21 protein-coding genes and 1 tRNA gene are annotated in these 22,441 nt (G+C 64.8%); 10 read left to right on the forward strand and 12 right to left on the reverse strand.

What is annotated here, in order from left to right; all coding sequences use genetic code 11:
- Positions 1-67: 67 nt before the first annotated feature.
- Positions 68-1,081, forward strand: a complete 1,014-nt coding sequence (gene hrcA, locus FHT37_RS23470; protein ID WP_091721362.1) for a heat-inducible transcriptional repressor HrcA — start codon at positions 68-70, stop codon at positions 1,079-1,081.
- A gap of 110 nt (positions 1,082-1,191) precedes the next feature.
- Positions 1,192-1,268, forward strand: a tRNA-Ile gene (locus FHT37_RS23475).
- 589 nt (positions 1,269-1,857) lie between these two features.
- Here the strand turns inward: FHT37_RS23475 and FHT37_RS23480 are convergent.
- From FHT37_RS23480 to FHT37_RS23505, 6 genes are all read right to left on the reverse strand, one after another.
- On the reverse strand, positions 1,858-2,733 hold the full coding sequence (locus FHT37_RS23480) for an HNH endonuclease (RefSeq protein ID WP_183485164.1): 876 nt from the start codon (positions 2,731-2,733) through the stop codon (positions 1,858-1,860).
- Entirely contained in the window at positions 2,730-3,152 is a 423-nt protein-coding gene (locus FHT37_RS23485) for a very short patch repair endonuclease (RefSeq protein WP_183485166.1), read from the reverse strand. The genes FHT37_RS23480 and FHT37_RS23485 overlap by 4 nt, the downstream gene beginning before the upstream one ends.
- Positions 3,153-3,202: 50 nt before the next feature.
- Complete coding sequence (locus FHT37_RS23490) at positions 3,203-4,153, reverse strand: O-methyltransferase (RefSeq protein ID WP_183485169.1); 951 nt, start codon at positions 4,151-4,153, stop codon at positions 3,203-3,205.
- The gene (locus FHT37_RS23495) at positions 4,150-5,502 is read right to left on the reverse strand and encodes an ATP-binding protein (RefSeq protein WP_183485172.1); all 1,353 of its coding nucleotides are present in this window, start codon (positions 5,500-5,502) and stop codon (positions 4,150-4,152) included. Before FHT37_RS23495 ends, FHT37_RS23490 begins: the two co-directional genes overlap by 4 nt.
- 28 nt (positions 5,503-5,530) lie before the next feature.
- On the reverse strand, positions 5,531-6,649 hold the full coding sequence (locus tag FHT37_RS23500; protein ID WP_183485175.1) for a DNA cytosine methyltransferase: 1,119 nt from the start codon (positions 6,647-6,649) through the stop codon (positions 5,531-5,533).
- Positions 6,650-6,888: 239 nt separating this feature from the next.
- Positions 6,889-7,758, reverse strand: coding sequence for a restriction endonuclease (locus FHT37_RS23505; RefSeq protein WP_183485178.1), 870 nt, complete (start codon positions 7,756-7,758; stop codon positions 6,889-6,891).
- A gap of 329 nt (positions 7,759-8,087) precedes the next feature.
- Between FHT37_RS23505 and FHT37_RS23510 the strand changes: the two genes are divergently transcribed.
- Together FHT37_RS23510 and FHT37_RS23515 are read left to right on the forward strand one after the other, a co-directional pair.
- Complete coding sequence (locus tag FHT37_RS23510) at positions 8,088-9,041, forward strand: hypothetical protein (RefSeq protein ID WP_183485181.1); 954 nt, start codon at positions 8,088-8,090, stop codon at positions 9,039-9,041.
- Entirely contained in the window at positions 9,019-9,690 is a 672-nt protein-coding gene (locus FHT37_RS23515) for an SH3 domain-containing protein (RefSeq protein ID WP_183485183.1), read from the forward strand. The genes FHT37_RS23510 and FHT37_RS23515 overlap by 23 nt, the downstream gene beginning before the upstream one ends.
- Positions 9,691-9,862: 172 nt before the next feature.
- On the opposite strand, the gene FHT37_RS23520 is transcribed toward FHT37_RS23515, so the two are convergent.
- On the reverse strand, positions 9,863-10,060 hold the full coding sequence (locus tag FHT37_RS23520) for a hypothetical protein (protein WP_183485186.1): 198 nt from the start codon (positions 10,058-10,060) through the stop codon (positions 9,863-9,865).
- Between the two features lie 322 nt (positions 10,061-10,382).
- On the opposite strand from FHT37_RS23520, the gene FHT37_RS23525 reads away from it, so the two are divergent.
- The 4 genes from FHT37_RS23525 to FHT37_RS23540 all read left to right on the forward strand — a co-directional run bounded on the left by FHT37_RS23525 (position 10,383) and on the right by FHT37_RS23540 (position 14,189).
- Positions 10,383-11,249 carry a CPBP family intramembrane glutamic endopeptidase gene (locus FHT37_RS23525; protein WP_183485189.1) on the forward strand — a complete coding sequence of 289 codons (867 nt, stop codon included), beginning with the start codon at positions 10,383-10,385 and terminating at the stop codon, positions 11,247-11,249.
- A 19-nt stretch (positions 11,250-11,268) separates the two neighbouring features.
- Positions 11,269-12,363, forward strand: a complete 1,095-nt coding sequence (locus tag FHT37_RS23530) for a porin (RefSeq protein WP_183485192.1) — start codon at positions 11,269-11,271, stop codon at positions 12,361-12,363.
- 178 nt (positions 12,364-12,541) lie between these two features.
- Positions 12,542-13,288, forward strand: a complete 747-nt coding sequence (locus tag FHT37_RS23535) for a hypothetical protein (protein ID WP_183485196.1) — start codon at positions 12,542-12,544, stop codon at positions 13,286-13,288.
- Between the two features lie 109 nt (positions 13,289-13,397).
- Positions 13,398-14,189: a transporter substrate-binding domain-containing protein gene (locus tag FHT37_RS23540; protein WP_183485199.1), complete on the forward strand. Its 792-nt coding sequence runs from the start codon at positions 13,398-13,400 to the stop codon at positions 14,187-14,189.
- Between the two features lie 157 nt (positions 14,190-14,346).
- On the opposite strand, the gene FHT37_RS23545 is transcribed toward FHT37_RS23540, so the two are convergent.
- The 4 genes from FHT37_RS23545 to FHT37_RS23560 form a co-directional block, all read right to left on the reverse strand.
- Complete coding sequence (locus FHT37_RS23545) at positions 14,347-16,464, reverse strand: peptidase domain-containing ABC transporter (protein WP_183485202.1); 2,118 nt, start codon at positions 16,462-16,464, stop codon at positions 14,347-14,349.
- Positions 16,461-17,204, reverse strand: a complete 744-nt coding sequence (locus tag FHT37_RS23550) for a hypothetical protein (RefSeq protein ID WP_183485205.1) — start codon at positions 17,202-17,204, stop codon at positions 16,461-16,463. The genes FHT37_RS23545 and FHT37_RS23550 overlap by 4 nt, the downstream gene beginning before the upstream one ends.
- Before the next feature lie 107 nt (positions 17,205-17,311).
- Positions 17,312-17,461, reverse strand: coding sequence for a hypothetical protein (locus FHT37_RS23555; protein ID WP_183485208.1), 150 nt, complete (start codon positions 17,459-17,461; stop codon positions 17,312-17,314).
- A gap of 87 nt (positions 17,462-17,548) precedes the next feature.
- Positions 17,549-18,823: an HlyD family secretion protein gene (locus FHT37_RS23560; protein ID WP_183485211.1), complete on the reverse strand. Its 1,275-nt coding sequence runs from the start codon at positions 18,821-18,823 to the stop codon at positions 17,549-17,551.
- Positions 18,824-19,203: 380 nt separating this feature from the next.
- Here FHT37_RS23560 and FHT37_RS23565 point away from each other — a divergent pair, with 380 nt between their 5' ends.
- Positions 19,204-20,127, forward strand: coding sequence for a class I SAM-dependent methyltransferase (locus FHT37_RS23565; RefSeq protein ID WP_183485214.1), 924 nt, complete (start codon positions 19,204-19,206; stop codon positions 20,125-20,127).
- A gap of 18 nt (positions 20,128-20,145) precedes the next feature.
- On the opposite strand, the gene FHT37_RS23570 is transcribed toward FHT37_RS23565, so the two are convergent.
- Positions 20,146-21,480, reverse strand: a complete 1,335-nt coding sequence (locus FHT37_RS23570) for a PLP-dependent aminotransferase family protein (RefSeq protein WP_183485217.1) — start codon at positions 21,478-21,480, stop codon at positions 20,146-20,148.
- 89 nt (positions 21,481-21,569) lie between these two features.
- Here FHT37_RS23570 and FHT37_RS23575 point away from each other — a divergent pair, with 89 nt between their 5' ends.
- Entirely contained in the window at positions 21,570-22,439 is an 870-nt protein-coding gene (locus FHT37_RS23575; protein WP_183485220.1) for a DMT family transporter, read from the forward strand.
- Positions 22,440-22,441 lie beyond the last annotated feature (2 nt).

Here is a 22,441-nt window from a genome sequence, read left to right on the forward strand (position 1 = left end):
CACAGCGAGGTGGCGGGGCCGGGGGCTGGGAAGGGGTGCCGCTGGTGGCTTCACTAGAATGAAAAACATGCTCGACGACCGCGCGAAAACACTGCTGAAGGCTCTGGTGGAGCGGTACATCGCCGACGGCCAGCCGGTGGGCTCCCGCACGCTGTCGAAGGCGTCGGGGCTGGAGCTGAGCCCGGCGACGATCCGCAACGTGATGGCCGACCTCGAGGAGCTGGGTCTGATTGCCAGCCCGCACACCAGCGCGGGGCGGATTCCGACGGCGCGGGGTTACCGGCTGTTCGTGGACACGCTGCTGACGGCCAAGCCGGGGATGCCGCGCGAGGCGGGCTCCTTCGAAAGCCAGCTGCTGCCGGATCAACCGCAACGGGTGATCGCGAACGCGGCGCAGCTGCTGAGCAGCCTGTCGAGTTTCGTGGGGGTGGTGACGTCGCCGCGCAAGACGGCGGTGTTCCACCACATCGAGTTCCTGCGGCTGGGCGAGCGCCGGGTGCTGGTGATCATGGTGTCGCCGGACGGGGACGTGCAGAACCGGCTGGTGTTCACGGCGCAGGACCTGTCGCAGTCGGACCTGACGGAGGCGAGCAACCGGCTGAACGCGCATTACGCGGGGCTGAGCCTGGACGTGGTGCGGGACCGCCTGCGGCTGGAGGTGGATCAGCTGCGCGGGGAGATCGCCAAGCTGATGAGCGCGGCGGTGGACGTGGGCCAGCAGGGGCTGCAGGAGCACGAGCCGATGATCATTTCCGGCGAGCGCAACTTGCTGACGGTGCAGGACTTCAGCCACGACATGGGCAGCCTGCGCAGGATGTTCGACCTCTTCGAGCAGAAGACGCAGCTGATGCGGCTGCTGGATGTGTCCTCGCGCGCGGAGGGGGTGCGGATCTACATCGGCGGCGAGAGCCAGGTGGTGCCGGTGGAGGAGCTGTCCATCGTGTCGGCGCCGTATGAGGTCGATGGGGAGGTGGTCGGGACGCTGGGGGTCATCGGCCCGACGCGGATGGCCTACGACCGGATGATCGAGATCGTCGACATCACGTCGAGGATGGTGAGCAATGCGTTGTCGCAGAAGTAGCGGCGATGGCTCGGCGGGAGTGCGCTAGCGCACCGTTAGAATCCGCCGCTCCGGTGCAAGGCCGGAGCACGCGAATCCGCCAGGGTTCGTATATGCGCATTACCCCCAGGGGGCCGTTAGCTCAGTTGGTTAGAGCAGAGGACTCATAATCCTTTGGTCACAGGTTCAAGTCCTGTACGGCCTACCAGTCTTATTCATCTCGACAGACGCTTGAATGACCTCGGATATCGAAGTCTTTCGACAGCGGTTGATACTCCGCCTTGCCTCCGGTGCTTCTGAACTAAGTTGCCTGCGCGACTGGAGTCTATTCATCCGCGCTCGCGATGGAAATCGATGTCTCAAGTGCGGAGGAATTAAAAGATTGTCCGCCCATCATATCTTCAGAAAGACTTTTCTGAGGGAGGCTCGATTCGAGCCGGGCAATGGACTGACTCTTTGCTCGAAATGCCACTCCGATATCCATAAAGGGTATAACGGTCGTCCCGACTTCAACCTTCCCATGGATGCGGAAGGCGGAGAAAAGATCGAAATAATAGTAGATATGCTATGGACGCTCCTCAATGACGCGAGGTTAAGAGGGCAACTTAGCGATGAATGGTACTTTCTTAGTGATAGTACATTGGCTGCTCTAAGACTGTTTCAAGGCTTTGGTCTGTCAATCGCCACTCATGGTACGCGCTTGGAACAGGCATTCTGGATTTGGAATCAGGCCCCGCTACACCTAGTCAAAGCGGTACTCGAGGCCAATGGGTTCGGGGCGGATTAAGGCTAGCCCATTAGACTGAAGTCGTCAGCTTGCTCAAAAATTTCTCTCGATGGAGTGCGATAAATTTTGAGTCAGGCGAAAGACTTGCATTTGCCGGAGTGATTAACTTTTTTGATAAATGATGAATTAGGCTATTCGGCAATAGCGGGTGGGTAAGGACGTCGAGGCTTTCGGAAACGGATATTAAATGCCTGTCGAACATCCAGTGAAGCGTGCGGGAAAGTGCGATCCCGTTCTTCAATGTGTCGGGCCCGCCTGAGGCTACCGGAAGAATATGTGCCGCTTCAGCTTCAAAGCTTCCGGCATGATCAACTAGCCTCAATCCGGAGATTGCGCAGCGCCCATCGTAGGCATTGCAGACCTGTGCTCTGAACGCCGAGTCTCGAACTGCCCGATTGAGAAGAACTGTGTGAATGCGTCTATCTGGAAACTGGAATGGTGCACTGTCTCCGGCAAGGTCTAACGCCTGAAGCGAGACAGTTCGTCGAAATCCCGCCCAAACTATTTTTTGAAAGTCTGCATTGGAGAGCGGTCGCATCGATCGCCCGCGAAGATATAGGCCAATCTTTGTCTGATCTGCCAATTCTCTCAGTGCTTCTTCACGGTAATCTTCACCGTCCCGCCAGCGGACTGGTTCGTCAAATCGGAGAAACTGCCGGAGAAATGCGTAGTAGTGGTCAGCGCGAATGGGGTCGGGTCGGATTGCCTCGATATTCGCGGTGGCAATATATGCCTTGCTACCGTGACCGGCCCGAGGCTGGCGTAAAATAATCCAGTCCCCGACGCACTGTTCTGCTATTCGCAGATAACGTCGCGGAAAATGATAACGGCTGGCCATGTCATCGTCATAGGCAGAGTCACTTTTCACGTCGAAGACAGCGTTCATCTCTCTGAGGAAATTTCGAATATCTCTTTAATACGGTCAGCCAGCCTTTCCGCGTCACGCGTTTCGCACTCCCAAATTACCTCCACCCGCCAGCCTGACTGCTGCAGTTTCTCTATCGCGAGAACGTCTCTGCGCCGATTTGCGTCGAACTTCTGCATCCAAAATTCGCTATTTGACTTTGGGATAGAGGCTTTTGGGCATTCGGGATGACGATGCCAAAAGCATCCATGCACGAAGATGGCGATTCTGCACTTTGGAAAGACTAAGTCGGGGCTGCCGGCAAGGTCCTTTCGATGTAGGCGAAAGCGAAGTCCCAGTCGATGAGCAACGGTTCGCACCCTGAGTTCCGCAAGAGTATTCTTGCTTTGCACTCGGGACATCAACCAAGAGCGGCGCTCGGGTGATAATTTGTCTGTCATCTCGGCCCGATGAAAAGACTCCGCCAACCAATGACGAGCAGCGAACTTTTCTAGATGTCGACAAACGCTACATTTGGGAAGAATCGATATATCTTCACAAAATTCGCTGCATCAGAAATAGGTATTGGGCCGGTCTGGATTTGTGCGCCGTCTTCTAGCGGCAACTGGGTGGAGAGTCGCTTCAGCTCGATTGAAGTTAGCTTCGGGATTTCGATCTTGAACTCCTCTTCCGAAGACCGCACAAAATCGAGGCCATCGAAGTTGCACGAATTAAATATCGGCTGTTGACCTTCATCAAAGATAATCCACCCGACCGTGAGCATATTGGCTCCGTCGTTGTAGTGGAAATTGAAGATCTGTTCCGCTTGAAAGCGTTGACCTCGCTGGAGAGCACCGTTGCGCTGTTGGAGAATCTTTGTTAGCTCATTCTCCAAAATTTTTCTTGCGACTCGTGCAGATCCCCACCCTGCTAGATCTTCATCGGACCACTCCGGAGCTATCCGATCAGTACCCAGTTTCCTCGCTAACGCGTTAACCGAATTTCGTGGAGCGCTTAGATCTTGACGTGGGGGTTGGCATTGAACCGACAGCGCGAGAACGCTGCCGGTGGCGACCTTCGATGCGACAGTTCGTAAGTCATCTAGCATGGATCTATCTAACGCCCCATCGTAATCTAGCCAAACGATGGCTCGGCTCGAAAGATCTAGCTGAGGAAGTACTTCGGATGTACTTCCCCACGCCATTTTTATATTGGCGTAGGGTAAATTTGATGAAAATCGAGACTTGTCATGTTCTGCCTGTTCGATGCTCGTCATCCTTCGGATGCCAAGTGCTCGGTGGAATAGAGCAAAGTCAGCGAAGTAAACCGATCCCAGTCCAATATAATGGTAATCTTCAAGCCGCCCGAATCTAAGACGGCGTAGCGCCTCGACCATCATGAGACGCTCGACGTGTTTGGCTGGTCGGATTCGGTAGTCGATCTTTCGATAGCTCGCCGTCATGATTCCTCTCCGAGCAAGCGTCTCGCGGTCAAATCGAAGGCCATCTCGCCGGCCTGTTTTGCGCTGGTTACACCAAGTGCGTCTTGAAGTGCATCGACCCGATCTTGCGGTCGTTTAAAGGTAATTCCGACCAGCGGAGGGCCTTTGGGAACGGCCTTATCGGGCCGTTTGAACGCTGAGATGGAGGTCAAGGATTTAAGGGGCACAAGGGCCGCTTTCGACACCGCTGCGGTCAGCGGTTGCTCATCTTTGGGATTTTCGCGTTCAGCGTCTAGATCGTTAAGGAAGTTGATAACCGGACGCATAGCGTCAATCATTTTGAGCCGGACGCTCTGGAAGATAGCCGAATCGGTGTCGACACCTGTCTTCGTGGTATTCCAAGGCAGGCGTCGTGCGTCCTTGCAGTCAAAGAACACAAAGCCTCGAAATCGCGCAAATTGATTGTGGTATTTGGGAACGTCCGTTTGTCCCAGGGTGCTCCACCCAGTTGCGCTTGACTGATCCGCCTCCAGAACCATTCGACCATTACAAAACACGTACCATCCGGCCTGTTTGGGGCTAGACTCCGCTGTCCCAGCAAAAATTCGAACGTGTACTGGCTCTTGGTCTGGCGCTGTGATCTCAAACTGATCAATGGCAGGTTGCATACCGCTCCCCACCGCAAGTTCCCAGGGGGTCGCAATCAGAGTCTTTTGATTGACGGTAATTCTAAGGCCCCGATCAATGTACTCTTGTTCCGCCGATTGAATCTCCCGAGTCAATTCGATTCGAAAGTATTCTTTGCCGAATGTCGACGCGACGTCTTCTCGAAGGTCGGTTACCGTGATTGTGGTTCCACAGTTGTCAGGGGCATTGTCCAGGGCGGTTTCGGTCGAATCAAACTTAAACTTCCAGCTTTTATCGTCGCTTACCCATTCATCTACATTGACCCGCAGATCGAATGCCTCGGTCGCCGTCTTGGAGTTAACTTCAAATACTCGACCGAACTTGAATAGCGCTCGCTTCATTCCGACGCCAAACTGGCCGACCGAATTTGGCGTTGCCTTCATCTCTGGAGGCCGCCCAATGCGGAAAGCGTACCTTCTGGCCAGATCGATTGGAATTCCGCCGCAGTTGTCTTCAATCCGAAATTTATTGGAATCTAGGTCAATCTCAATCTGCAGTCCCTCGAAGTTCGCATCCTTATCAGGTCGCAGGCGCCGAGCGCCGTCGATAGAGTTGTCTACAAGGTCCAGTACCGCCCGGCCCAAGCCGATATCTCGTGTCAACATGTCCACAAACAGAGATTTTGTGGGTTGCGCGTCGATGTCATTTAGATCTTCTTGGTCGTCCATTATGTTTTCATTCATTTTCTCTCCCTAGGTGATAATCCGTCCGCTAACTCGAGGCCTTAAATATTTTCTTAAGCAAATACTCCGCGACGATCGGGCTTACGCTGTTGCCGATCTGTCGGAATGCGTGCCATTTTGTTGGATGAAATTGAAACCAATCTGGAAAGCCCTGAAGGCGGGCTGCCTCGCGCGGTGCGATTACTCGTGGCGAGCCTGGGTGAACCGGGCGTATTGCTTGATAGCTGCCACGCTCAGGGCCTGTGCCGGCACGAAGCGTTGGACAATAGCCATGACGGTCCAATCGATAGCATTTGGAAATCGGATCGGATCTCCCTGGCTGCAAGGACCTCAAGCGGCGAATGGTTTCTTGAGTATGTATGGTGCCGAAGAATCCAGAGACTCGGCGGCGATTGGTTAGCTCGCGAATGGCGAATTCATCGCCAACGCCGAAGGGAATTGCCGCGGAGAGACTGGTCGAATAGAAGGACTCACTGAGTTCGCCGACAGATCGCCAACTCTGCTCCGGCGTTTGCCAATCCGATCTAATCGCTGGCAGCGCTTCGAGAGCATGTTCCACGCGAACGTCGCTGATTCCCGTCGGGAGAAAATCCGCCTCAGCGAGGTTGCCGACGCGATTTGGGTCGAAGCCGATGAAGAAAACTCGTTTCCGAATTGTGGGCGCGCCATAATCGCTCGCCTTCACCGTGATTGGCGGCAAAAGTCTATATATCGGTGGGACATTCGTAAGCGCACGCTTCAGTGTTTCGGCATTACGTTCCTTTAAAACTCCGGGAACGTTTTCGGCAAGGAAGAAGGCGGGTCTAGTTTCGGAAACCAGGCGAAAGAAATGGACCAGAAGTTCATTCCGTGGGTCCGAGCCCGACTTGAGTCCAATGTCGCTGAAGCCCTGACACGGCGGCCCCCCTATCAACCCGTCCAGTTCACCGCTTTTTACTCCGGATAGACACAGCAGCCTCTCGCCAGTGAGAGAGGCGACGTCTTCCAAAAGGTGAATCGAATTGGGAAAGTTTCGGCCGTGCCATTCGGCTGCGCGACTGTCGAGTTCGACAGCCGCTGCTACACGGAAGCCCGCGCGAGCGGCTCCTAAACTCAGTCCGCCGACACCGGCGAAGAGGTCAATTACGTTTTTTGTACTTGTGTGCATCGGTACATCCTGAATTGGCGTGAACGATACCCAAGAATTTGCAGATCGTCGATCGGGTATCGCCCTTCTTTGACAGGCGTACGCCCGAGAGGGGGTCTTGAGTGGCCCGACGTCGCCCGACCAAAGCAGAGGCAAAGCCCTATCGCCCTTTCCGCGGCGAGACCGACGGCGCAACAACATTTGGGCATTGGGCTCCGACGTTCGGGCTGCGCTCCGGCGGCGTGAGGGTGACTCCGCCCTCACGCCGCCCTCGTCCCCCTACAAACCGGATAGGTCGAGCACCCATAAAACTGCTCGCCGGCATTGGGCCCACGTTTCGCGACTCGCCTGACCATTGCGCTTGAGCACAGCGGGCAGACGACCATCGTCATCTCCGCGTTCGCCCGCTCATCGCGCACGGTGGCCGCCTTCCCGGGCCCACCCGTCCTCGCGACTTCCAGCAGCTCCTTCAACCTCGCCCCATCCACGAGCCTGACATTCCGCCCCTGCGCGAACGCCATCGCCTCGGTGGTGAACCTCCCCGACGTCACCAAGAACCCGCCCGCCGCGCCTCTGGCCGCCATCACGCCGTAGAGCTCCCGCACCACGTCGACGCCGACCTTCTGGGCCTTCCAGTGCTTGCACTGCACGACGTAGGTCTCGTTGCCGTTCGTGACCGGCTTGCGCAGCACCAGGTCGATGCCGCCATCCGGGCCGCCGCCGCCCGTCTCCACCACGGCATACCCCTTGCGCCGGAACGCCTCGCCGATCAGCAGCTCGAACTCGTGCCAGGTCATGCCGTCCACTGCCGCGGCGTCCTGCGATCGCACCGCCGCCTCGAGCAGCTTCCCGCGCCGGTATCGACGCACCGCCGACACCGCCGCCGCCGCGAGCAGCAAAACCGGTACGACGTACTGCCCGAAGGTCGCGAGGCCCCGAAGCACCGCGCCGACGAGGAGCTTGTCCATCTGATTCAGCGCCTGCGTCGGGTCCACCGTCGCCGGCGCCTTCGACGCCAACGCATGCAGCGCCACGTACGCCACCGCCGCCAGAGCCACGCAGGCCCACCACGGCATCAACGCGAAGAGGTCGATGACCGTCTCCGCGTCGCTCTTCTTCCTTCTGGCCATTCGGCTCTCTCCCTGAAGATCTCGGGCGAGCATAGCGAGCGCCGTGATCTTGAAGCCGTCCCGGCGCGTGGAGGAGGCGAATGGACCGTTATGGAGTTCTCGTTTCGCGGAGGGCGGTGCTCTTCATCACGATTCACCCGCATGAAAACATCGTGAATGCCTTGCCCGGTACGTTGCCGTTCAGATCTGTGCCACCCCGTCGAATCGGGGGCGACGACCTCGGGTGCCGCCGCGTATGACCTTCGTCCACCGCTCTGGGAAGGACTCCTCCCTATAGTCAATCGGAACGAAGCCATGCCCACATGGCTCATGGACAGGGAAGAACGCCGATGGCCGTCGCGAACCGATATACACCCGATCTTCAAGCGCTTGCCGCTCGATTCACCGCCCTCGCACAGCGTGAGCCGGAAGCCGCCATGAACCTGTGGCGGACCGAGGTGGAGCCTCTTCCGTCTCTCCTCTCAGCAACCGTCGGTCGTCTCGCCGATCCGTCGCTTTCGCCGTCGGCACGTGCGACGCTGACCGCCCGCCCTGACGGCAATGCGCTGCTCTTGCGTTGGTTCCTGGACAGGCAGGACCGTCCAGCGTTCCCCCGAACGCAGTTCTTCTCGTCGGCGGTGGCCTACGCGTTTTGTGAAGCTCTCATTCAGCAGCGCGGGAAGCCAGCCGCGAGTGCCGCGCTCAGGGAAGGGCGCGTCGTCTTGCTCGGGCTGCGCCAAGACACGTCGACGCTCGCGAACAAGGGGCGTGGCGTTTACGACGACTACATCGTGGTCCTGAACGCGTGGGGGCAGCGAGGTCATGCCCATCTCTTTCCGGCGACCACCGAGCCGACCGCGCAATACGCTCAGCGGGCATCGGTCACCGCCAGCGGAGCGCGCGTCGATGCCCGCTACAAGGACGTTCGATTCAAGGAGGCACACGGCGCGGACGTGGACAAGGACGGCATCCGTGACGCGGGCCGGCTGGCCGCAGGGACCTACTTCTTCACCGAGCTTCCCAGGATCTTCTTGAAAGACCGCGCCTTCTGGGCCAGTGCGGATCAGACGGTCGAGCGTGATACCGATGGGGACGGGCGCTTCACCTTGGCGGACCGAGATCGAATCGATCGTCATGGTGTGGGCCGGACCATGTACATCCACCAGGGCGGTCCAACCACCAACCCGGCGGTGAACACGTGGTCGGCGGGTTGCCAGACGGTGCCTCAGAACTACTATCCTCGCTTCCTTGCCTCACTCGGCGCACGCCCCAAGTTCTTCTATGTCCTGGTCGACTGCCGCTGAATCCTCACTGCGCGTCCTCACGACGCTCGCGCTCGCTGCATTCGCCGGTGCTGCTCGCGCCGACGCACCGCCGCCCGCCACGCCGTGCTCGATCGTCGCCTTCGTCGAGGAGACCGATCCCGCTGGTCTGAACGTCCGCGCCGCGCCGAATGCGAAAGCCCGCGTGCTGGGCACGCTGCCGCCCGTGTGGGTCGACAAGGCCTCGGGCACCTGGATCCGCGTCCGTGTCGAGATCACCGCGAGCGACTCCGGTTGGTTCCGAATCCGCAATGCGCGGGATGACGAGGACCTCACCGGTCAGCCTCCGCGGCCCACGTTCGCGGGCGAGGGCTGGGTCTCCGGCAGGAAGCTCGTCGTGAAGCCTCAAGCCCGCGTCGGTCGCGCTCGCCCCGACGCTCAAGCACCCGTCTGGCTCCAGCTCAACGACGAGCAGCTGTTCGACAGCGACGTGATGGTCAGCGCCAGTTCACTCGCCGCGTGCCAAGGGCCGTGGGCGCAGGTGGAATACGTCGACGCGAAGATCCCCGCCGAAGAGCGCAAGTCGCTGAACGTCGCCCCCGCCGCTCGCGCCGGCCTGCCACCGGGCCGGTTCCGTCTCTGGGTGGACAAGATCTGCGGATCCCAGGAAACGGTCTGCGACGGCTTGTAGACGCGCCGGCCGCTACTTGCGCGCCACGCTGTCGGGGAAAAGGGGGGCACGAGTCCGTTCCCGATGCGGCTGATGGAAGACCAAAGAGCATCAAAGTGATGCAGGCAACATCCATCTCGCATTCAGAAAATAGAAAAGGGCGTCGAGAGGCGCCCTTTTCCGTTTCAGGGAATCAGAACATCCGGACCCATTCGCGGATCTTCTGTCCCGTGCAACTCAGCATGGCGCCGAGTTCGCTCACGCCGGGATAGCCCCCTTCTCGCTGGACGCAATCAATCCATGTTTCCGGCATCGGGACCGGCTCGCGCCCTTCGGGCGTGCCCGCCCAACTGTCGCCGCCGTGGACCATGTTGATTTCTTGCTGAGTCAAGACTTGCATATATCACTTTCAAAGTTGTCCGAGAGCCGCTCGGCGCGAGCGGGTGGGAATCCCCCGCAGACGCAAAGTTAATCGTGAACGCCGGGCTTGGATATTCCTCGTGCAAGTCGGTCTGAAACTCGCATAAGTCACGTGAGAAGGCGGCGGCTGAAAACAACTCGATCACGCTAGTTAATTGCAGTTGTCCGGTGTCGGCTTTGCGGGGTGATTGCAAATATTTGGAAAAACCCACCGATATATGTGAATGGGAAAACACCCTGGCGCTGCGTGGTCGTTGGATTAGGCTGCGGTTGAGTCAACGATTCTCTTGCCGATGTTGAATATCAAGCACTTCCTCGATATGTCGGGGCGAGCCGCGCGACGCCTGCTCGAATTCGTCGCTCTACTCTTCGTGGTCGCAGCCATTGGCTTTCTGGTGCAATTCTTTGAACGGCTGCTCCCGGAGAATGTCGTTTCCCTGCCGGCACCGTGGGGGCCGATGATTCGAGTTCGTTCGTCGCTGTGTCTCCAGACGCTCGCGGCACTCTGGCTGCTCGCCACCCTCCAACGCGGCTACCCGCTGCGGACCTTGTTCAGAGTCCAGCTGCGAACGACGGCCGGGGTGGTGGCCGCGGCGGTGGCGTCCATCACGCTGGCGGCGCTGCTGATCGACTTCCAAGCGATCCGGTCGAATGGGTTTCATCCGATCAAGCCCTCCATCCATCCGGAGGTCTGGACCGCCACGCTCGCCGCGATGACGCTGGGCGCCTTCTTCGAGGAGCTCTTCCACCGCGCCCTGCTGCAGCCCTTGATCGGCAGGCTGTTCAACAGTGAGCTGGCGGGGCTGCTCGGCGCGGCACTGATCTTCACGCTGATGCATCCGCTGAAGGACGCGGTGCTGGTGGTGCCCGGCGCCTTGCTGCTGGGGATCGTCTTCTGGCGCACCCGGTCGCTGGTCTGCACCACGGCGCTGCATTTGGCGATGAACGTGACGGTCGACCTGCTGAAAGGCCGCAGCTTGATGGTGTCGCCGCTGCTCAGCGCGGAGGAGTTCGCGCCCATGCGGCCGGCCATCGGTCTGGCCCTCGTCCTGCTCGCGGTCGCCTTCGAGTGCTGGCATCGCCGCCCAAGCCGGCGCGCCACCCTCGCTCCCCCGAACGAGAGAGCCGCAATCGCCGCCGCCGAATCAACATCGGGATGACCTCACCTCCCTCGTTCCGATGCAGTACCGCTTCCTCCCTTCGCTCGTGCCCACGGTTCTCGCGCTCATCGCGGCTGGCGCCCAGGCCCAATCCAGCGTCACGATCTACGGCCGACTGAACGTCTCCCTCGAGCACGCCGATGCTGCCCGCGCGCCACGCGATCGCGCGGTCAACCGCGAGTCCAACAACCGCTCCGTCATCGGCTTTCGCGGCGCCGAGGACCTGGGCGACGGCTACCAGGCGGTGTTCCAGATCGAAGGCTCGCTGGCGCTCGACACCGGCGCCGGGACATCGCTCGCCAACCGCGACACGCGCGTCGGCCTGCAGACGCCCTACGGACTGGTCTTCGCCGGTCATTGGGGAACGCCGTACCTGCTGGCCACCAGCACCCTCGACCCCTGGTACCCGACCACCGCCGGCTACATGGCGCTGATGGCCAACGGCTCCGCGCCCACCACCAACCACCTGGGCAACACCGCGTCCTTCGACCGGCGCCAGCAGAACATCGTCCAGTACTGGAGCCCCCGCTGGCAGGGGCTCACCGGACGCGTCGCCTACGCCCTCAACGACGGCGAGATCGGCCCCGGTGGCTCGAAGCCCGACCTGTGGTCCGCCTCGCTCAGTTGGGACGACGGCCCGTGGAACGTCTCCCTCGCGCACGAACAGCACCGCGGCTACCAGGGCCCTGGTCGCACGGACACGGCGACCAAACTCGGCGCCGCGTATCGCGTCGGTCCGGCCCGCCTGACCGGCGCCATCGAGCGCCTCCGGTACGAAACGCCACTCGGTCCGTTGACCCGCACCGCGCTCTTCATGGCGGCCACCTGGCAGGTCGACCGCTTCAACCTGCGCGCGAGCTTCACCGACGCCGCCGACGGCAAGGGGCCGGCGGGCGCGCGGATCGGTTTCGTCTCGGCGGGCGACGCCACGGGCGCGCGGCAATGGACGCTGGGCGCGGACTACACGCTCTCGCCGCGCACCGGCCTCTATGCGTATGTCTCGCGCATCGACAACCAGGCCCGCGCGGCCTACGACTTCGCCATCAACCCGCTGGGCGTGGGAGTGGGGGAGAAGCCGACGGTGGTCGCGCTCGGACTGCGGCACGCGTTCTGATTCGCTGATCCCGGATCAGGCGCACCCCACCGGCTCCGCGGCACCGATCGACGCAGGGCGTCGACCCTTCCGAGGGGCGTGAAAACTTGCCGGCATTCGGCCGCGTGAGGGTTTGCGGGCGGAGCGAGCCTCGGGCCGACGTGGACACTGGCCGCCCCGCATTGCCGACACGCAACCCATGGCCCTCGTAGACACCGTCGTTTCGTTGATCCCCCTACTCGGGAAAGCCCCGCCGCCGATCGCCTACACCTTCGTCGAGCCCCGATATCAATGGGTCCCCGACGTGGCCTTGAAGAAGATCCACAGTCAGAAGGGCTTCCTGCTGGCCTGGCTCAGCCTCACCAATCTGTCTTCCGCCGTCCTCAGGAACGTGCGGATCAAACTGCCGTTCGCGCCCGAGTACGAGCCCAACGTCGAAGGCTCGAGCCGCTCCGTGGCCATGGCCGTGGCCTACGACCGCCCGGTCAGCGAGTTCCGGCTGGACAAGCTCGATCCGGACGAGCAGCTGTTCATCGCGATCCATCTGCTCCCCGACGAAGCCCATCGATTCACGGAGCCGCAGGTCATCATCGGAGACCGGCTGTTGTCTCGGGGCATGCGTACTGCGGGCTTCGTCAAGCGATCGCCCGGAGAGGCGCTCCTGATGACGGCCGCCATCGGGAGCGTGGTGGCTGCGGCCGGCATGGCGGGCTTCCTGCTCTACCGGACCCTTCATCCCGATGCCGGCACCTTGGCGATCGAGGCCGCCGTGGCGACGCTCCAGCACCGAGGCTGCGTGTTCAAGTCCTTTCCCGCGACCATGGTCAACGACACCCTGCTGGCGAAGCACGAGCGGGACGAGGCCTTTCTGTTGCACATCAACCAGGTGGTGACGCGCAAGGACCTGCTTGCGAAGGAGCAGGTCGTGCTCTGCGTGAGCCAGTGAGCGCCTCGGGCCACCCCCGTCCCTCATTGCGGCCAGGCATATCCATATGCGAGGGAATGCCAACGACTGGTGGCAACATCGGCCCCTCCTACGAACAACGAGGGGCCTCATGAAAGCCTTCCGCACTTCCCTGATCGCCGCCGCGCTGCTCGCCGGCGCTTCCCTCGCGGCCCAGGCCACCGACCTGCTCGACGACGTGAAGTCGCGCGGCACGCTGCGGGTGGCCGTCGAGGGCACCTACCCGCCGTTCAACTTCAAGGACGCGAAGGGCCAGCTCGACGGCTTCGACGTCGACATCGCCAAGGCGATCGCCGCCAAGCTGGGCGTGAAGCCGGAATTCACCACCACCGAATGGAGCGGCATCCTCGCCGGCCTCCAGGCGGGCAAGTACGACGTCATCGTCAACCAGGTCGCCGCCACCGACGAGCGCCGCAAGACCTTCGACTTCAGCGCGCCCTACGTCACCTCCTATCCGCAACTGATCGTGCGCGCCAACGAGACCCGGCCGCTGCAGTCGCCGGCCGACCTCAAGGGCAAGAAGATCGGCGTCGGCCAGGGCAGCAACTTCGCCGACCTGGCCAAGACCTGGGACGGCGCCGAGGTGCGCACCTATCCCGGCGCCACCGAGTACCTGCAGGACCTGGCCACCGGCCGCATCGACGCCGCCCTCAACGACAGCCTGCTCATCCCCTACCTGAAGGAAAAGACCAAGCTGCCGATCAAGGCCGGCGCCGCCATCGGCAAGCCCGCCACCAACGCGATCCCGTTCCGCAAGGGCAGCCCGAAGTTCCAGGCCGCCATCGACAAGGCGATCGCCGATCTCCAGGCCGACGGCACCTACGCCCGGATCTCGACCAAGTGGTTCGAGCGCGACGTGAGCAAGCCCATCGACAACAAGTGATCCCTGGCCGGCGCGCGGTCCACGCCGCCTGCCGGCCGGCGCCGGCCGTCGCTCAATTGGCTGTCGTTCAGGTGGCCGTCGCTCCGGTCACCATCGCTCGGGTCACCATCGCTCGGGTGCCCATCGCTCAAATGGTCATCGCTCAAATGGTCATCGCTCAGGTGGCCAGCGTGTCTCTCGCCGCCGGGCGCGGCAGTTCGTCGACTGCGCCGCCCTCCAGCACGATCACCCGCTCCGCGCCCGCGATCGTGTCCGGCCGGTGCGCGATCATCAATCGCGTCAGCGGCAACCGGGCCAGGTTGGCGGTCACCGCGCGCTCCCGGGTGACGTCGAGGTGGCTGGTCGCCTCGTCGAGCGCCAGGATCCTCGGCCGCCGATAGATCGCCCGCGCCAGCAGCAGCCGCTGCTTTTGCCCCCCCGACAGGCCGCTGCCCAGGTCCCCGACCAGGGTCTGGTAGCCCATCGGCATCCGGCAGATGTCCTCGTGGATCTGCGCGAGCATCGCGGCGGCCTGCACCCGCTCCGGATCGGGCTGCGTGTCGAAGCAGGCGATGTTGTCCGCGAGCGAGCCGGTCAGCAGCACGTCCTCCTGCATCACCGTGCCGATCTGCCGGCGCACGTTCCTCAGCCCGAGCTGCCGCATCGGCATGCCGCCGTAGCGCACCTCGCCCTCCTCGGGCGCCAGCAGCCCCAGCAGCACCTTCAGCAGCGTCGTCTTGCCCGAGCCGCTCGGGCCGGTGATCGCGATGCTCTGGCCGGCCGGCACCGTCAGGTTCACGTGGCGCAGGATCCAGGGCTCGCGCTCGCCGTAGCGGAAGCTGACGTCGCGCAGTTCCAGGCTGGCCTCCAGGTGCGCGAGGTCATGGTCCGGCACCTCGTCGGGTTCGGGCGGCTCGAGCGCGATGTCGGCCAGGCGTTCGGCATGCAGGCCCAGCATCCGCAGTTCCACCGCGTAGTTGATCAGCGCCGACACGCGGCCGGTGAACTGGCCCTTGTAGCTGAGGAACGCGAACAGCATGCCCACCGTCATCGTGACCGTGCCGGCCTGTTGCCCGTCCAGGATGAGCCCGGCGCCGAGGAAGAGCACCAGCAGGTTCTCCACGCCGAAGAGGAAGGTGTTGGCGGTGCTCATCGCCATCGACAGCTTGGCGGTGCGGACATCGCGGTTCTGGACCTCGACGATCAGGTTCTGCCATTGCGCGCGCCGCTCCTGCTCGCGGCCAAAGAGCTTCAGGGGCGTCATCGCCCGCAGGGTCTCGAGGAAGTGCGTGCTTTCCCGCGCGGCGACGACCAGCCGTTCCGCGGCCGCGTCGCGCAGCGGCCGGTAGGCGGCCCAGCGCAGCAGGCCGTACAGCAGGACGGCGGCGATCACGACCAGCGCCAGCGGCCAGGCATAGACCAGCATCATGACCAGCGCGGCCACGCCCATCAGGCCGTCGAGGAGGGCCTCGATCGCGGCGGTGGTCAGCGTCTTCTGGATCGCGTCGACCGCGCCGAAGCGCGAGGTGATGTCGCCGAGGTGGCGCCGCTCGAAGAATCCGACCGGCAGCCGCAGCAGATGGGCGAAGGTGTTGCCCCGCCATTGCAGCGACAGCGTCTGCGTCAGCAGGACCAGCATCCACGAGCGCGCCAGGCCGAGCGCCGTCTGGGTCACCAGCAGCAGGCCGAAGCCGATCAGGAGCACCTTGAGCAGGTCGCGGTCGCCCGAGGTGAGGACGTCGTCGATGATGAGCTGGTTGCACAGCGGCGCGACGATCGCGAACAGTTCCAGCACCAGCGCGACGAGCAGGATCTGCACCAGCGATCGACGCAGGCCGAGCACCTTGCCGGTGAGCGCGGCGAGCGAGACCCGAGGCGGCGGCGCGGCGGGCTTGAAGTCGGCATTGGGCGTCAGTTCGACGGCGACGCCGGTGAAATGGGCGGAGACCTCGTCCAGGCTCAGCCGGCGTTCGCCGACGGCCGGATCGAGCACGGTCACGCTGGCGCGGTGGACCCGGGCCAGCACCACGAAGTGGTTCATGTCCCAGTGCAGGATGCAGGGCAGCGACAGCTTGGCGAGGAAGGGCAGGTCCAGCTTCAGCGGCCGGCCGGAGAAACCAATGCCGGCCGCCACCTCCAGCAGGTCGCGCAGCTTCATGCCCTTGAGCGCGACCGGGAAGCGCCGGCGCAGGTCCTGCAGCGTCGTGGCCTGGCCATGGGCCGTCGCGATCATCGCCAGGCAGGCCAAGCCGCATTCGGCCACCTCGGATTGAAGGATCGGGGTGGGCCGGGTCATGAATCCTCCTGCCGCACGACGATGACGTAGGGGCCGCCGCCCGGCGTCACCGTGACCTCATGGACCTGTTCCTCCAGAGGCACGACCACCGCGGGGCCGCGGGCGGTCCGCCGGACCTCGAGGTTCACGGGCGCGCCGCTGGCATCGCGTCCGGTCACGGTCAGCGCATCGTCGAGCGGCAGGAAGGTCACATCGGCGCAATGCAGGTCTCGCGCTTGCAGCGCCTGCAGCCAGCCCTGGGCCTTGAACATGGCCACCGCCTGTGCGCAGGCCTCGCGCAGACCGTCGACCGGGTAGCGGTCATCGGCGCGCGGGGCGATCGCGATCCAGTATTCGAGCGACACGCTGCCTTTCGGCCGATTGACGACGAATCGGGCCTTCGCGGCGTCGACCGCGAATGCGGCGGGCAACGGGGCCCATCCTTTTCTTGTCGGGATGGGAATGAGAGTGTCGGCGTCCTCGACCGCGAGCGCGAGCTGCTCGAAGGAGAAGGTGGCGGGATCCGATGGCAGCAGGCGCAGGTACCACTGCACCCGGTCCTGCGGACCCGGGTAGGACTTGACGAAGGCCAGAGCCTGGCCCGCCCCGCGAAAGGGAATGTGATGCCGATGGACGGACTGTCCGGAGATCTCGGACCGGGGGAGCGGGATCGGGTCCCGGAGCTCGGGCTCGGCCGAAGCGCCGCCGAGGACCGCGAAGCCGATCAACCCGAGCAGGCCGGTGAACAGGGTGCGTTTCATTGCTGGAGGCTGTCATGCGCCGTCGCGGCGCGACGCGGTGAGCGGCCAGCCACGGAGGTGGCCGGCCGCAGGTGAGGTCGAGTCAACGCAAGGTCTGGGCAGGCGCATCAGCTGACGCGCGCGGCCACCGGGCCGGTCAGCCCGAAGTGCGCGCCGAGGTAGGACGCGGCGCAGCGGACCATGAACTTGGCGAACTTGGACAGGAATCCGCCGCCGCCATGCACTTGATCGATCTCGTCTTGAGTCAGTTCCGTCATTTCAATCTCCGTCAGTTGAAGGGCCGAGAACGGTCGGCCGCCGTTTCCCCGGCGTCGATCACTCGCCGCCGGAAGATCGATGTCCCGCTAGATCCGCCTGGCCGTCGCCAGCAGCGGTTCCAGCAGCCACTCCCAGATGCGCCGGTGCTCCAGCGTCACGTCGGCGTCGAGCGCCATGCCGGCGCGCAGCGGCAGATCGCGGCCATACGCGGCGATCGCCTGGCGATCCAGGCGCACGTCGATGCGGTACAGCGGCTCGTTGGCCTGGGCCGCACTGACCAGCGCCTGCGCCTGCCCGGACGGCAGGTCCTGCGGCGCGATCGGCGTCGGGCTGACGTGGGCCACCTGGCCCAGCGCCATGCCGAACTTCTGGTACGGGTAGGCCGCGTAGCGCAGCCAGACCTGCTGTCCGGGCTGGATGAAACCCACCGTGCGGCTCGGGGCATAGAGCTGCGCCACCAGCACGTCGGCGTCCGTCGCCGCAACGCTGACCGGCGTCAGCGTCACCAGGGTCTGGCCGGCCTGCACCGCCTGGCCCGCATGCAGGGGCAGCGCGCTGACGCGGCCATCGCGCGGCGCCGTCACCTCCAGACCGGCCCGGGCCTCGAGCTCCGCGCGCTCCTGCTCGAGTTGCGCCGCGGCCCGGTCCAGCTGCGCCAGCGAGGTCGCCAGCGTCGTCGGGATCGCGGCGAGTTCCGCCTCAAGGGAGCGCGCCTCGCGGCTCAGGTTCTCGACCGACCGCTGCGCGCCGCGTTCCCGCGCCCGCAGGTCGAGCAGTTCCTCGTCCCGTTGCTGCACCTGGGTGTCGGGCACGAAGCCGTTCTCGGCCAGGGCGGCGTAACGCGAACGGCTGCGCTGCGCCAGCGTGACGCGGGCGCGCACCATGTCCAGCTCCTCGCCCGCCTGCGTCGCCTCCAGGCGCAGGCTGCGCAGGCGGTCGCTCAGCGTGTCCTGCCTGTCCCCGGCCTGCCGACGCTGCAGCTGGCGCTCGGTCTCCAGGCTGCCGGCGCGCGTCTGGATCGCGCGGAGGTTGAGCGCGGTCATGTCGCTGCCGTCCACCCGGCGCTCGCTGCGCACCCGCAGCAGCGGCTGGCCTTGGCGCACCTCGTCGTCCTCGCCGACGAGCACGGCCTCGACCTGCCCCGCCAGCGGCGAGGACACCTGCAGCAGCCCGCCCACCGGCATCAGCAGTCCCGGCACGCGGGCCTTGCGCGAGACCTGGCCGATCAGCGCGAAAGCGATCAGCGCGGTCGCCAGCAGCACCGCCACCGCGGCCACCACCTGGAAGGCCGGCCGCTGCGCGACGCGGATGGTGCCCATCCATGGCGCTTGCTGGAACTCCTGGACCGCCGCTCGAAACATGTGCCGCTCCTTCGCCGATGACGCCGCTGGTGCGGCCATGGGAAGGATTCTTTGGTGACCGCGGGCCTCGGCCGCGACGGCGACGGGGTGGCTCCGAATGAGGATTGATTTCGCCGCGGCGGCATGCACGGCGAACAGGACGGGCCTTCGGCTGACTCGCGTTGATCAGCCCACTGCCGGATGCAGGTGTATCGATGCTTCGATCTGTCGGTCGGCCCTGGCGAAGTGCACCCGCATTTGCAGCAGTCTCCACAAGCTGTGGAAGGAGATGCCGGGGGCATGCCGCTGCACGGCGTGATCGAAATCGGCGCGCGATGTGGCGTGAGGCCCACGATGGCGGGGCGCCTGTCTACACTGGCGCCCCCGTTCCCGGACTCCCCATGCAAGCGCTCCTCGACGTCATCGCCACGCTGCCCCGGCCCAGCGGCCCCGGCCGCTTCTTCCACGGTCGCGGCGGCCTGTTTCCCGGCTGCGAGCAGTGGGTCCTCGATGCCTATCCGCCGGTCTGGCTGCTGACCAGCTTCGCGCCGGTGAGCGACGAAGACCTGGCCCGCATCGGCGCGGCGCTGGCCGCGCGCTGGGCCGAGGTCGCGCCGGGCGAGCCGCTGAACTGGATGTTCCAGCACCGCGACGAGCACCGTCCCACCAACCGCCTGATGGCCGGCGCCATCCCCGACGAGCATGTGGTCGAGGAGGACGGCGCGCGCTTCGTGGTCCACCTGGCGCAAGGACAGAACCACGGCTTCTTCCTCGACATGGCCGAAGGCCGCCGCTGGGTGCGGCGCTGGGCGGCGGCGCATCCGGATGGGCGGGTGCTCAACCTGTTCGCCTACACCTGCGCCTTCTCGGTCGCCGCGCTGCAGGCCGGCGCCGCGACCGTGGCGAACTACGACATGGCCCGCGGCGCGCTCTCGACCGGTCGCCGCAACCACCAGCTCAATGGCGTGCAGGACCGCGCCGCCTTCCATGCGCACGACATCTTCAGCTCATGGGGGAAGATCCGCCGCGGCGGTCCCTACGACCTGGTCGTGCTGGACCCGCCGAGCTACCAGAAGGGCAGCTTCGTCGCGACCAAGGATTACGCCCGCCTGGTGCGACGGCTGCCGGAGCTGCTGGCGCCGGGCGGCCATGCGCTGGTGTGCCTGAACACGCCCAAGCTGGATACCGCGTTCCTGCGCGAGCTCGTCGCCACCGAGGCGCCCGGCCTCGCCTTCATCGAACGCGTCGCCAACCCGCCGGCCTTCGCGGACGAGTCGGAGGAGCGGTCGTTGAAGGTGCTCGTCTACCGCCAGCCGGCGGCCTGACGGGCGGGGCGGCCGCGGTCAGAAGGTCCTGGCCTCGATCGCCGCCCTGACACGGTCCAGCGCCGCGCCCAGCCGCACCAGGTCCACCGACCCCAGCGCCAGCCGGATCGCATGCGGCGCCTGCGGCGTGGTGGCGAAGGGCTCGGCCGTCGACACCGACACCCGCTCGCGCTGCAGCGCCATCGCCACCTGGTCGGCGCGCACGGCCTCGCCCAGCGGCAACCAGACGAAGTAGGACGACGGATGCGCGATGCGCTTCATCGTCCCGAGGCGTTCCGCCACCAGGCGCTGGCGGCGTCGCGCGTCCTCGCGCTTGTGCGCCTCGAGCCGGGCCACGGTGCCGTCCTCCAGCCAGCCGGTGGTGATGGCCGTCATCACGCCGGGCGTGTTCCAGGTCGTCGCGCGGATTGCCCGTTCCAGCGCATGGACCCGCGCGGCCGGCGCGACGGCGAACCCCACCCGCAGCCCCGCCGCGACGCTCTTGGAGAACCCCGACACGTAGACGGTCCGCTCGGGCGCCAGCATCGCCAGGGGCGGCGGCGGATGGTCGGCGAGGTAGGCGTAGGCGCCGTCCTCGATGATCAGCAGGTCGTGTCGCCGCGCGAGCGCCACCAGCTCGCGCCGGCGCGTGGCCGCCATCACCCAGCCGAGCGGGTTGTTCAGCGTCGGCATCGTGTAGATCGCCTTGACGCGGCGGCGCCGGCACAGCGCCTCCAGTGCGTCGAGGTCGGGCCCCGCGCCGGCCGCCGGCACCGGCGCCAGTTCCAGCCGCTGCATCCCGGCCACGAGGCGGAAGCCGGGATAGGTGAGCACATCCACGGCGACCACGTCGCCCGGCTCCAGCAGCGCCATCAGCGTCACCGCCAGGCCGTGCTGCGCGCCGTCCACGACCAGCACGCGGCCGCCTTCGACCTCGAGGCCGCGTCGCCGCAGATGGCGCGCGATCGCGGCGCGGTCGGCGGGCCGGCCGCCATGCGGCTGGTAGCGCAGCAGCGCCTCCAGGTCGCCCGCGCCGGCCAGCTGGCGCAAGGCGCCGCGCAGCAGTTCCGCCTGACCGGGCAGCGACGGGTAGTTGAAGCTGAGGTCGACCATGTCCGCCGCCACCGCGTCCAGGTCCACGCCCTGGCCGGGCGCGAGCGCCGTCTCCTTGACGAAGGTGCCGCGGCCGGTCTCGCCGCTGATCAGGCCCATCGCCCGCAGCTCGGCGTAGACACGGGTCGCGGTGACCAGCGCGAAGCCCTCGCGGGTCGCGAGGTCCCGGTGGGTCGGCAGCCGCGCGCCCGCGGGCAGGGCGCCCGAGCGGATCTCCGCCGCCAGCCGGTCCACCACCGCCTTGTACCTGGGCTCCGCCATGCGCCACCGCCTGTATCCATGACAATTTTTTGATTGTATTGATAGGCCGGCTTACCCTGCGGTCCTTCTTCCATCGAGGCACCGGGGACATGGACACCGCATCGCGAGGCTGGCTGAACGGATTCATCGGCGTGCTGATCTTCAGCGGCTCGCTGCCGGCGACGCGGGTCGCGGTGGCCGACTTCGACCCGGTGTTCCTGACCGCCGCGCGCGCCACCATCGCCGGGCTGATCGCGCTGGCGGCGCTGCGCCTGCTGCGCGCGCCGCGGCCCACGCGCGCGCAGGCCGGGCCGCTCGCGATCGTCGCGGCCGGCGTCGTGATCGGTTTCCCGCTGCTGACGGCGCTGGCGCTGCGGCATGTCACCTCGGCCCATTCGATCGTGTTCATCGCGCTGCTGCCGCTGTCGACGGCCGCCTTCGGCGTGCTGCGTGGCGGCGAGCGCCCGCGCGCGGCCTTCTGGATCTTCTCGATGCTGGGCAGCCTGTGCGTCATCGGCTTCGCGGCGGGGCAGGGCCTGCGCGCCGCGCCGCTGGGCGACCTGCTGATGCTGGGCGCCATCCTCGTCTGCGGCCTGGGGTATGCGGAGGGCGCCCGGCTTTCTCGCACGCTCGGCGGCTGGCAGGTGATCTGCTGGGCGCTGGTGCTGGCGCTGCCGCCGATGCTCGCCCTGGCCGCGTGGCGCGTGCCGGCCAGCTTCGCGCCGGTCGGCGCCGCGGCCTGGGCGGGGCTGGGGTATGTGTCGCTGTTCAGCATGCTGATCGGCTTCGTCTTCTGGTACCGCGGGCTGGCGCAGGGCGGCATCGCCGCGGTGGGGCAGCTGCAGCTGCTGCAGCCGCTGTTCGGCCTGGCACTGGCCGCGGGCCTGTTGCGGGAAGCGGTGAGTCCGGCGATGCTCGCGGTCACCGTCGCCGTGATCGGATGCGTGGCGGGCGCGCGCCGCTTCTCGCGCCCCCGCTGAAC

Origin of the sequence: Mitsuaria sp. BK037 (assembly GCF_014193045.1) — a bacterium.
In the GTDB taxonomy this organism is placed as follows: Bacteria; Pseudomonadota; Gammaproteobacteria; order Burkholderiales; family Burkholderiaceae_C; genus Roseateles.

Bases quoted from the DNA above. Each gene is read 5' to 3' on its own strand.
- FHT37_RS23530 (WP_183485192.1), top strand. From the start codon at position 11,269: ATGCAGTACCGCTTCCTCCCTTCGCTCGTGCCCACGGTTCTCGCGCTC.
- FHT37_RS23565 (WP_183485214.1), top strand. From the start codon at position 19,204: ATGCAAGCGCTCCTCGACGTCATCGCCACGCTGCCCCGGCCCAGCGGC.
- FHT37_RS23570 (WP_183485217.1), bottom strand. From the start codon at position 21,480: ATGGCGGAGCCCAGGTACAAGGCGGTGGTGGACCGGCTGGCGGCGGAG.
- FHT37_RS23550 (WP_183485205.1), bottom strand. From the start codon at position 17,204: ATGAAACGCACCCTGTTCACCGGCCTGCTCGGGTTGATCGGCTTCGCG.
- FHT37_RS23555 (WP_183485208.1), bottom strand. From the start codon at position 17,461: ATGACGGAACTGACTCAAGACGAGATCGATCAAGTGCATGGCGGCGGC.
- FHT37_RS23515 (WP_183485183.1), top strand. From the start codon at position 9,019: ATGTCCTGGTCGACTGCCGCTGAATCCTCACTGCGCGTCCTCACGACG.
- FHT37_RS23525 (WP_183485189.1), top strand. From the start codon at position 10,383: ATGTTGAATATCAAGCACTTCCTCGATATGTCGGGGCGAGCCGCGCGA.
- FHT37_RS23505 (WP_183485178.1), bottom strand. From the start codon at position 7,758: ATGGCCAGAAGGAAGAAGAGCGACGCGGAGACGGTCATCGACCTCTTC.
- FHT37_RS23500 (WP_183485175.1), bottom strand. From the start codon at position 6,649: ATGCACACAAGTACAAAAAACGTAATTGACCTCTTCGCCGGTGTCGGC.
- FHT37_RS23575 (WP_183485220.1), top strand. From the start codon at position 21,570: ATGGACACCGCATCGCGAGGCTGGCTGAACGGATTCATCGGCGTGCTG.
- FHT37_RS23490 (WP_183485169.1), bottom strand. From the start codon at position 4,153: ATGACGGCGAGCTATCGAAAGATCGACTACCGAATCCGACCAGCCAAA.
- hrcA (WP_091721362.1), top strand. From the start codon at position 68: ATGCTCGACGACCGCGCGAAAACACTGCTGAAGGCTCTGGTGGAGCGG.
- FHT37_RS23495 (WP_183485172.1), bottom strand. From the start codon at position 5,502: ATGAATGAAAACATAATGGACGACCAAGAAGATCTAAATGACATCGAC.
- FHT37_RS23560 (WP_183485211.1), bottom strand. From the start codon at position 18,823: ATGTTTCGAGCGGCGGTCCAGGAGTTCCAGCAAGCGCCATGGATGGGC.
- FHT37_RS23545 (WP_183485202.1), bottom strand. From the start codon at position 16,464: ATGACCCGGCCCACCCCGATCCTTCAATCCGAGGTGGCCGAATGCGGC.
- FHT37_RS23480 (WP_183485164.1), bottom strand. From the start codon at position 2,733: ATGAACGCTGTCTTCGACGTGAAAAGTGACTCTGCCTATGACGATGAC.
- FHT37_RS23535 (WP_183485196.1), top strand. From the start codon at position 12,542: ATGGCCCTCGTAGACACCGTCGTTTCGTTGATCCCCCTACTCGGGAAA.
- FHT37_RS23485 (WP_183485166.1), bottom strand. From the start codon at position 3,152: ATGACAGACAAATTATCACCCGAGCGCCGCTCTTGGTTGATGTCCCGA.
- FHT37_RS23540 (WP_183485199.1), top strand. From the start codon at position 13,398: ATGAAAGCCTTCCGCACTTCCCTGATCGCCGCCGCGCTGCTCGCCGGC.
- FHT37_RS23510 (WP_183485181.1), top strand. From the start codon at position 8,088: ATGGCCGTCGCGAACCGATATACACCCGATCTTCAAGCGCTTGCCGCT.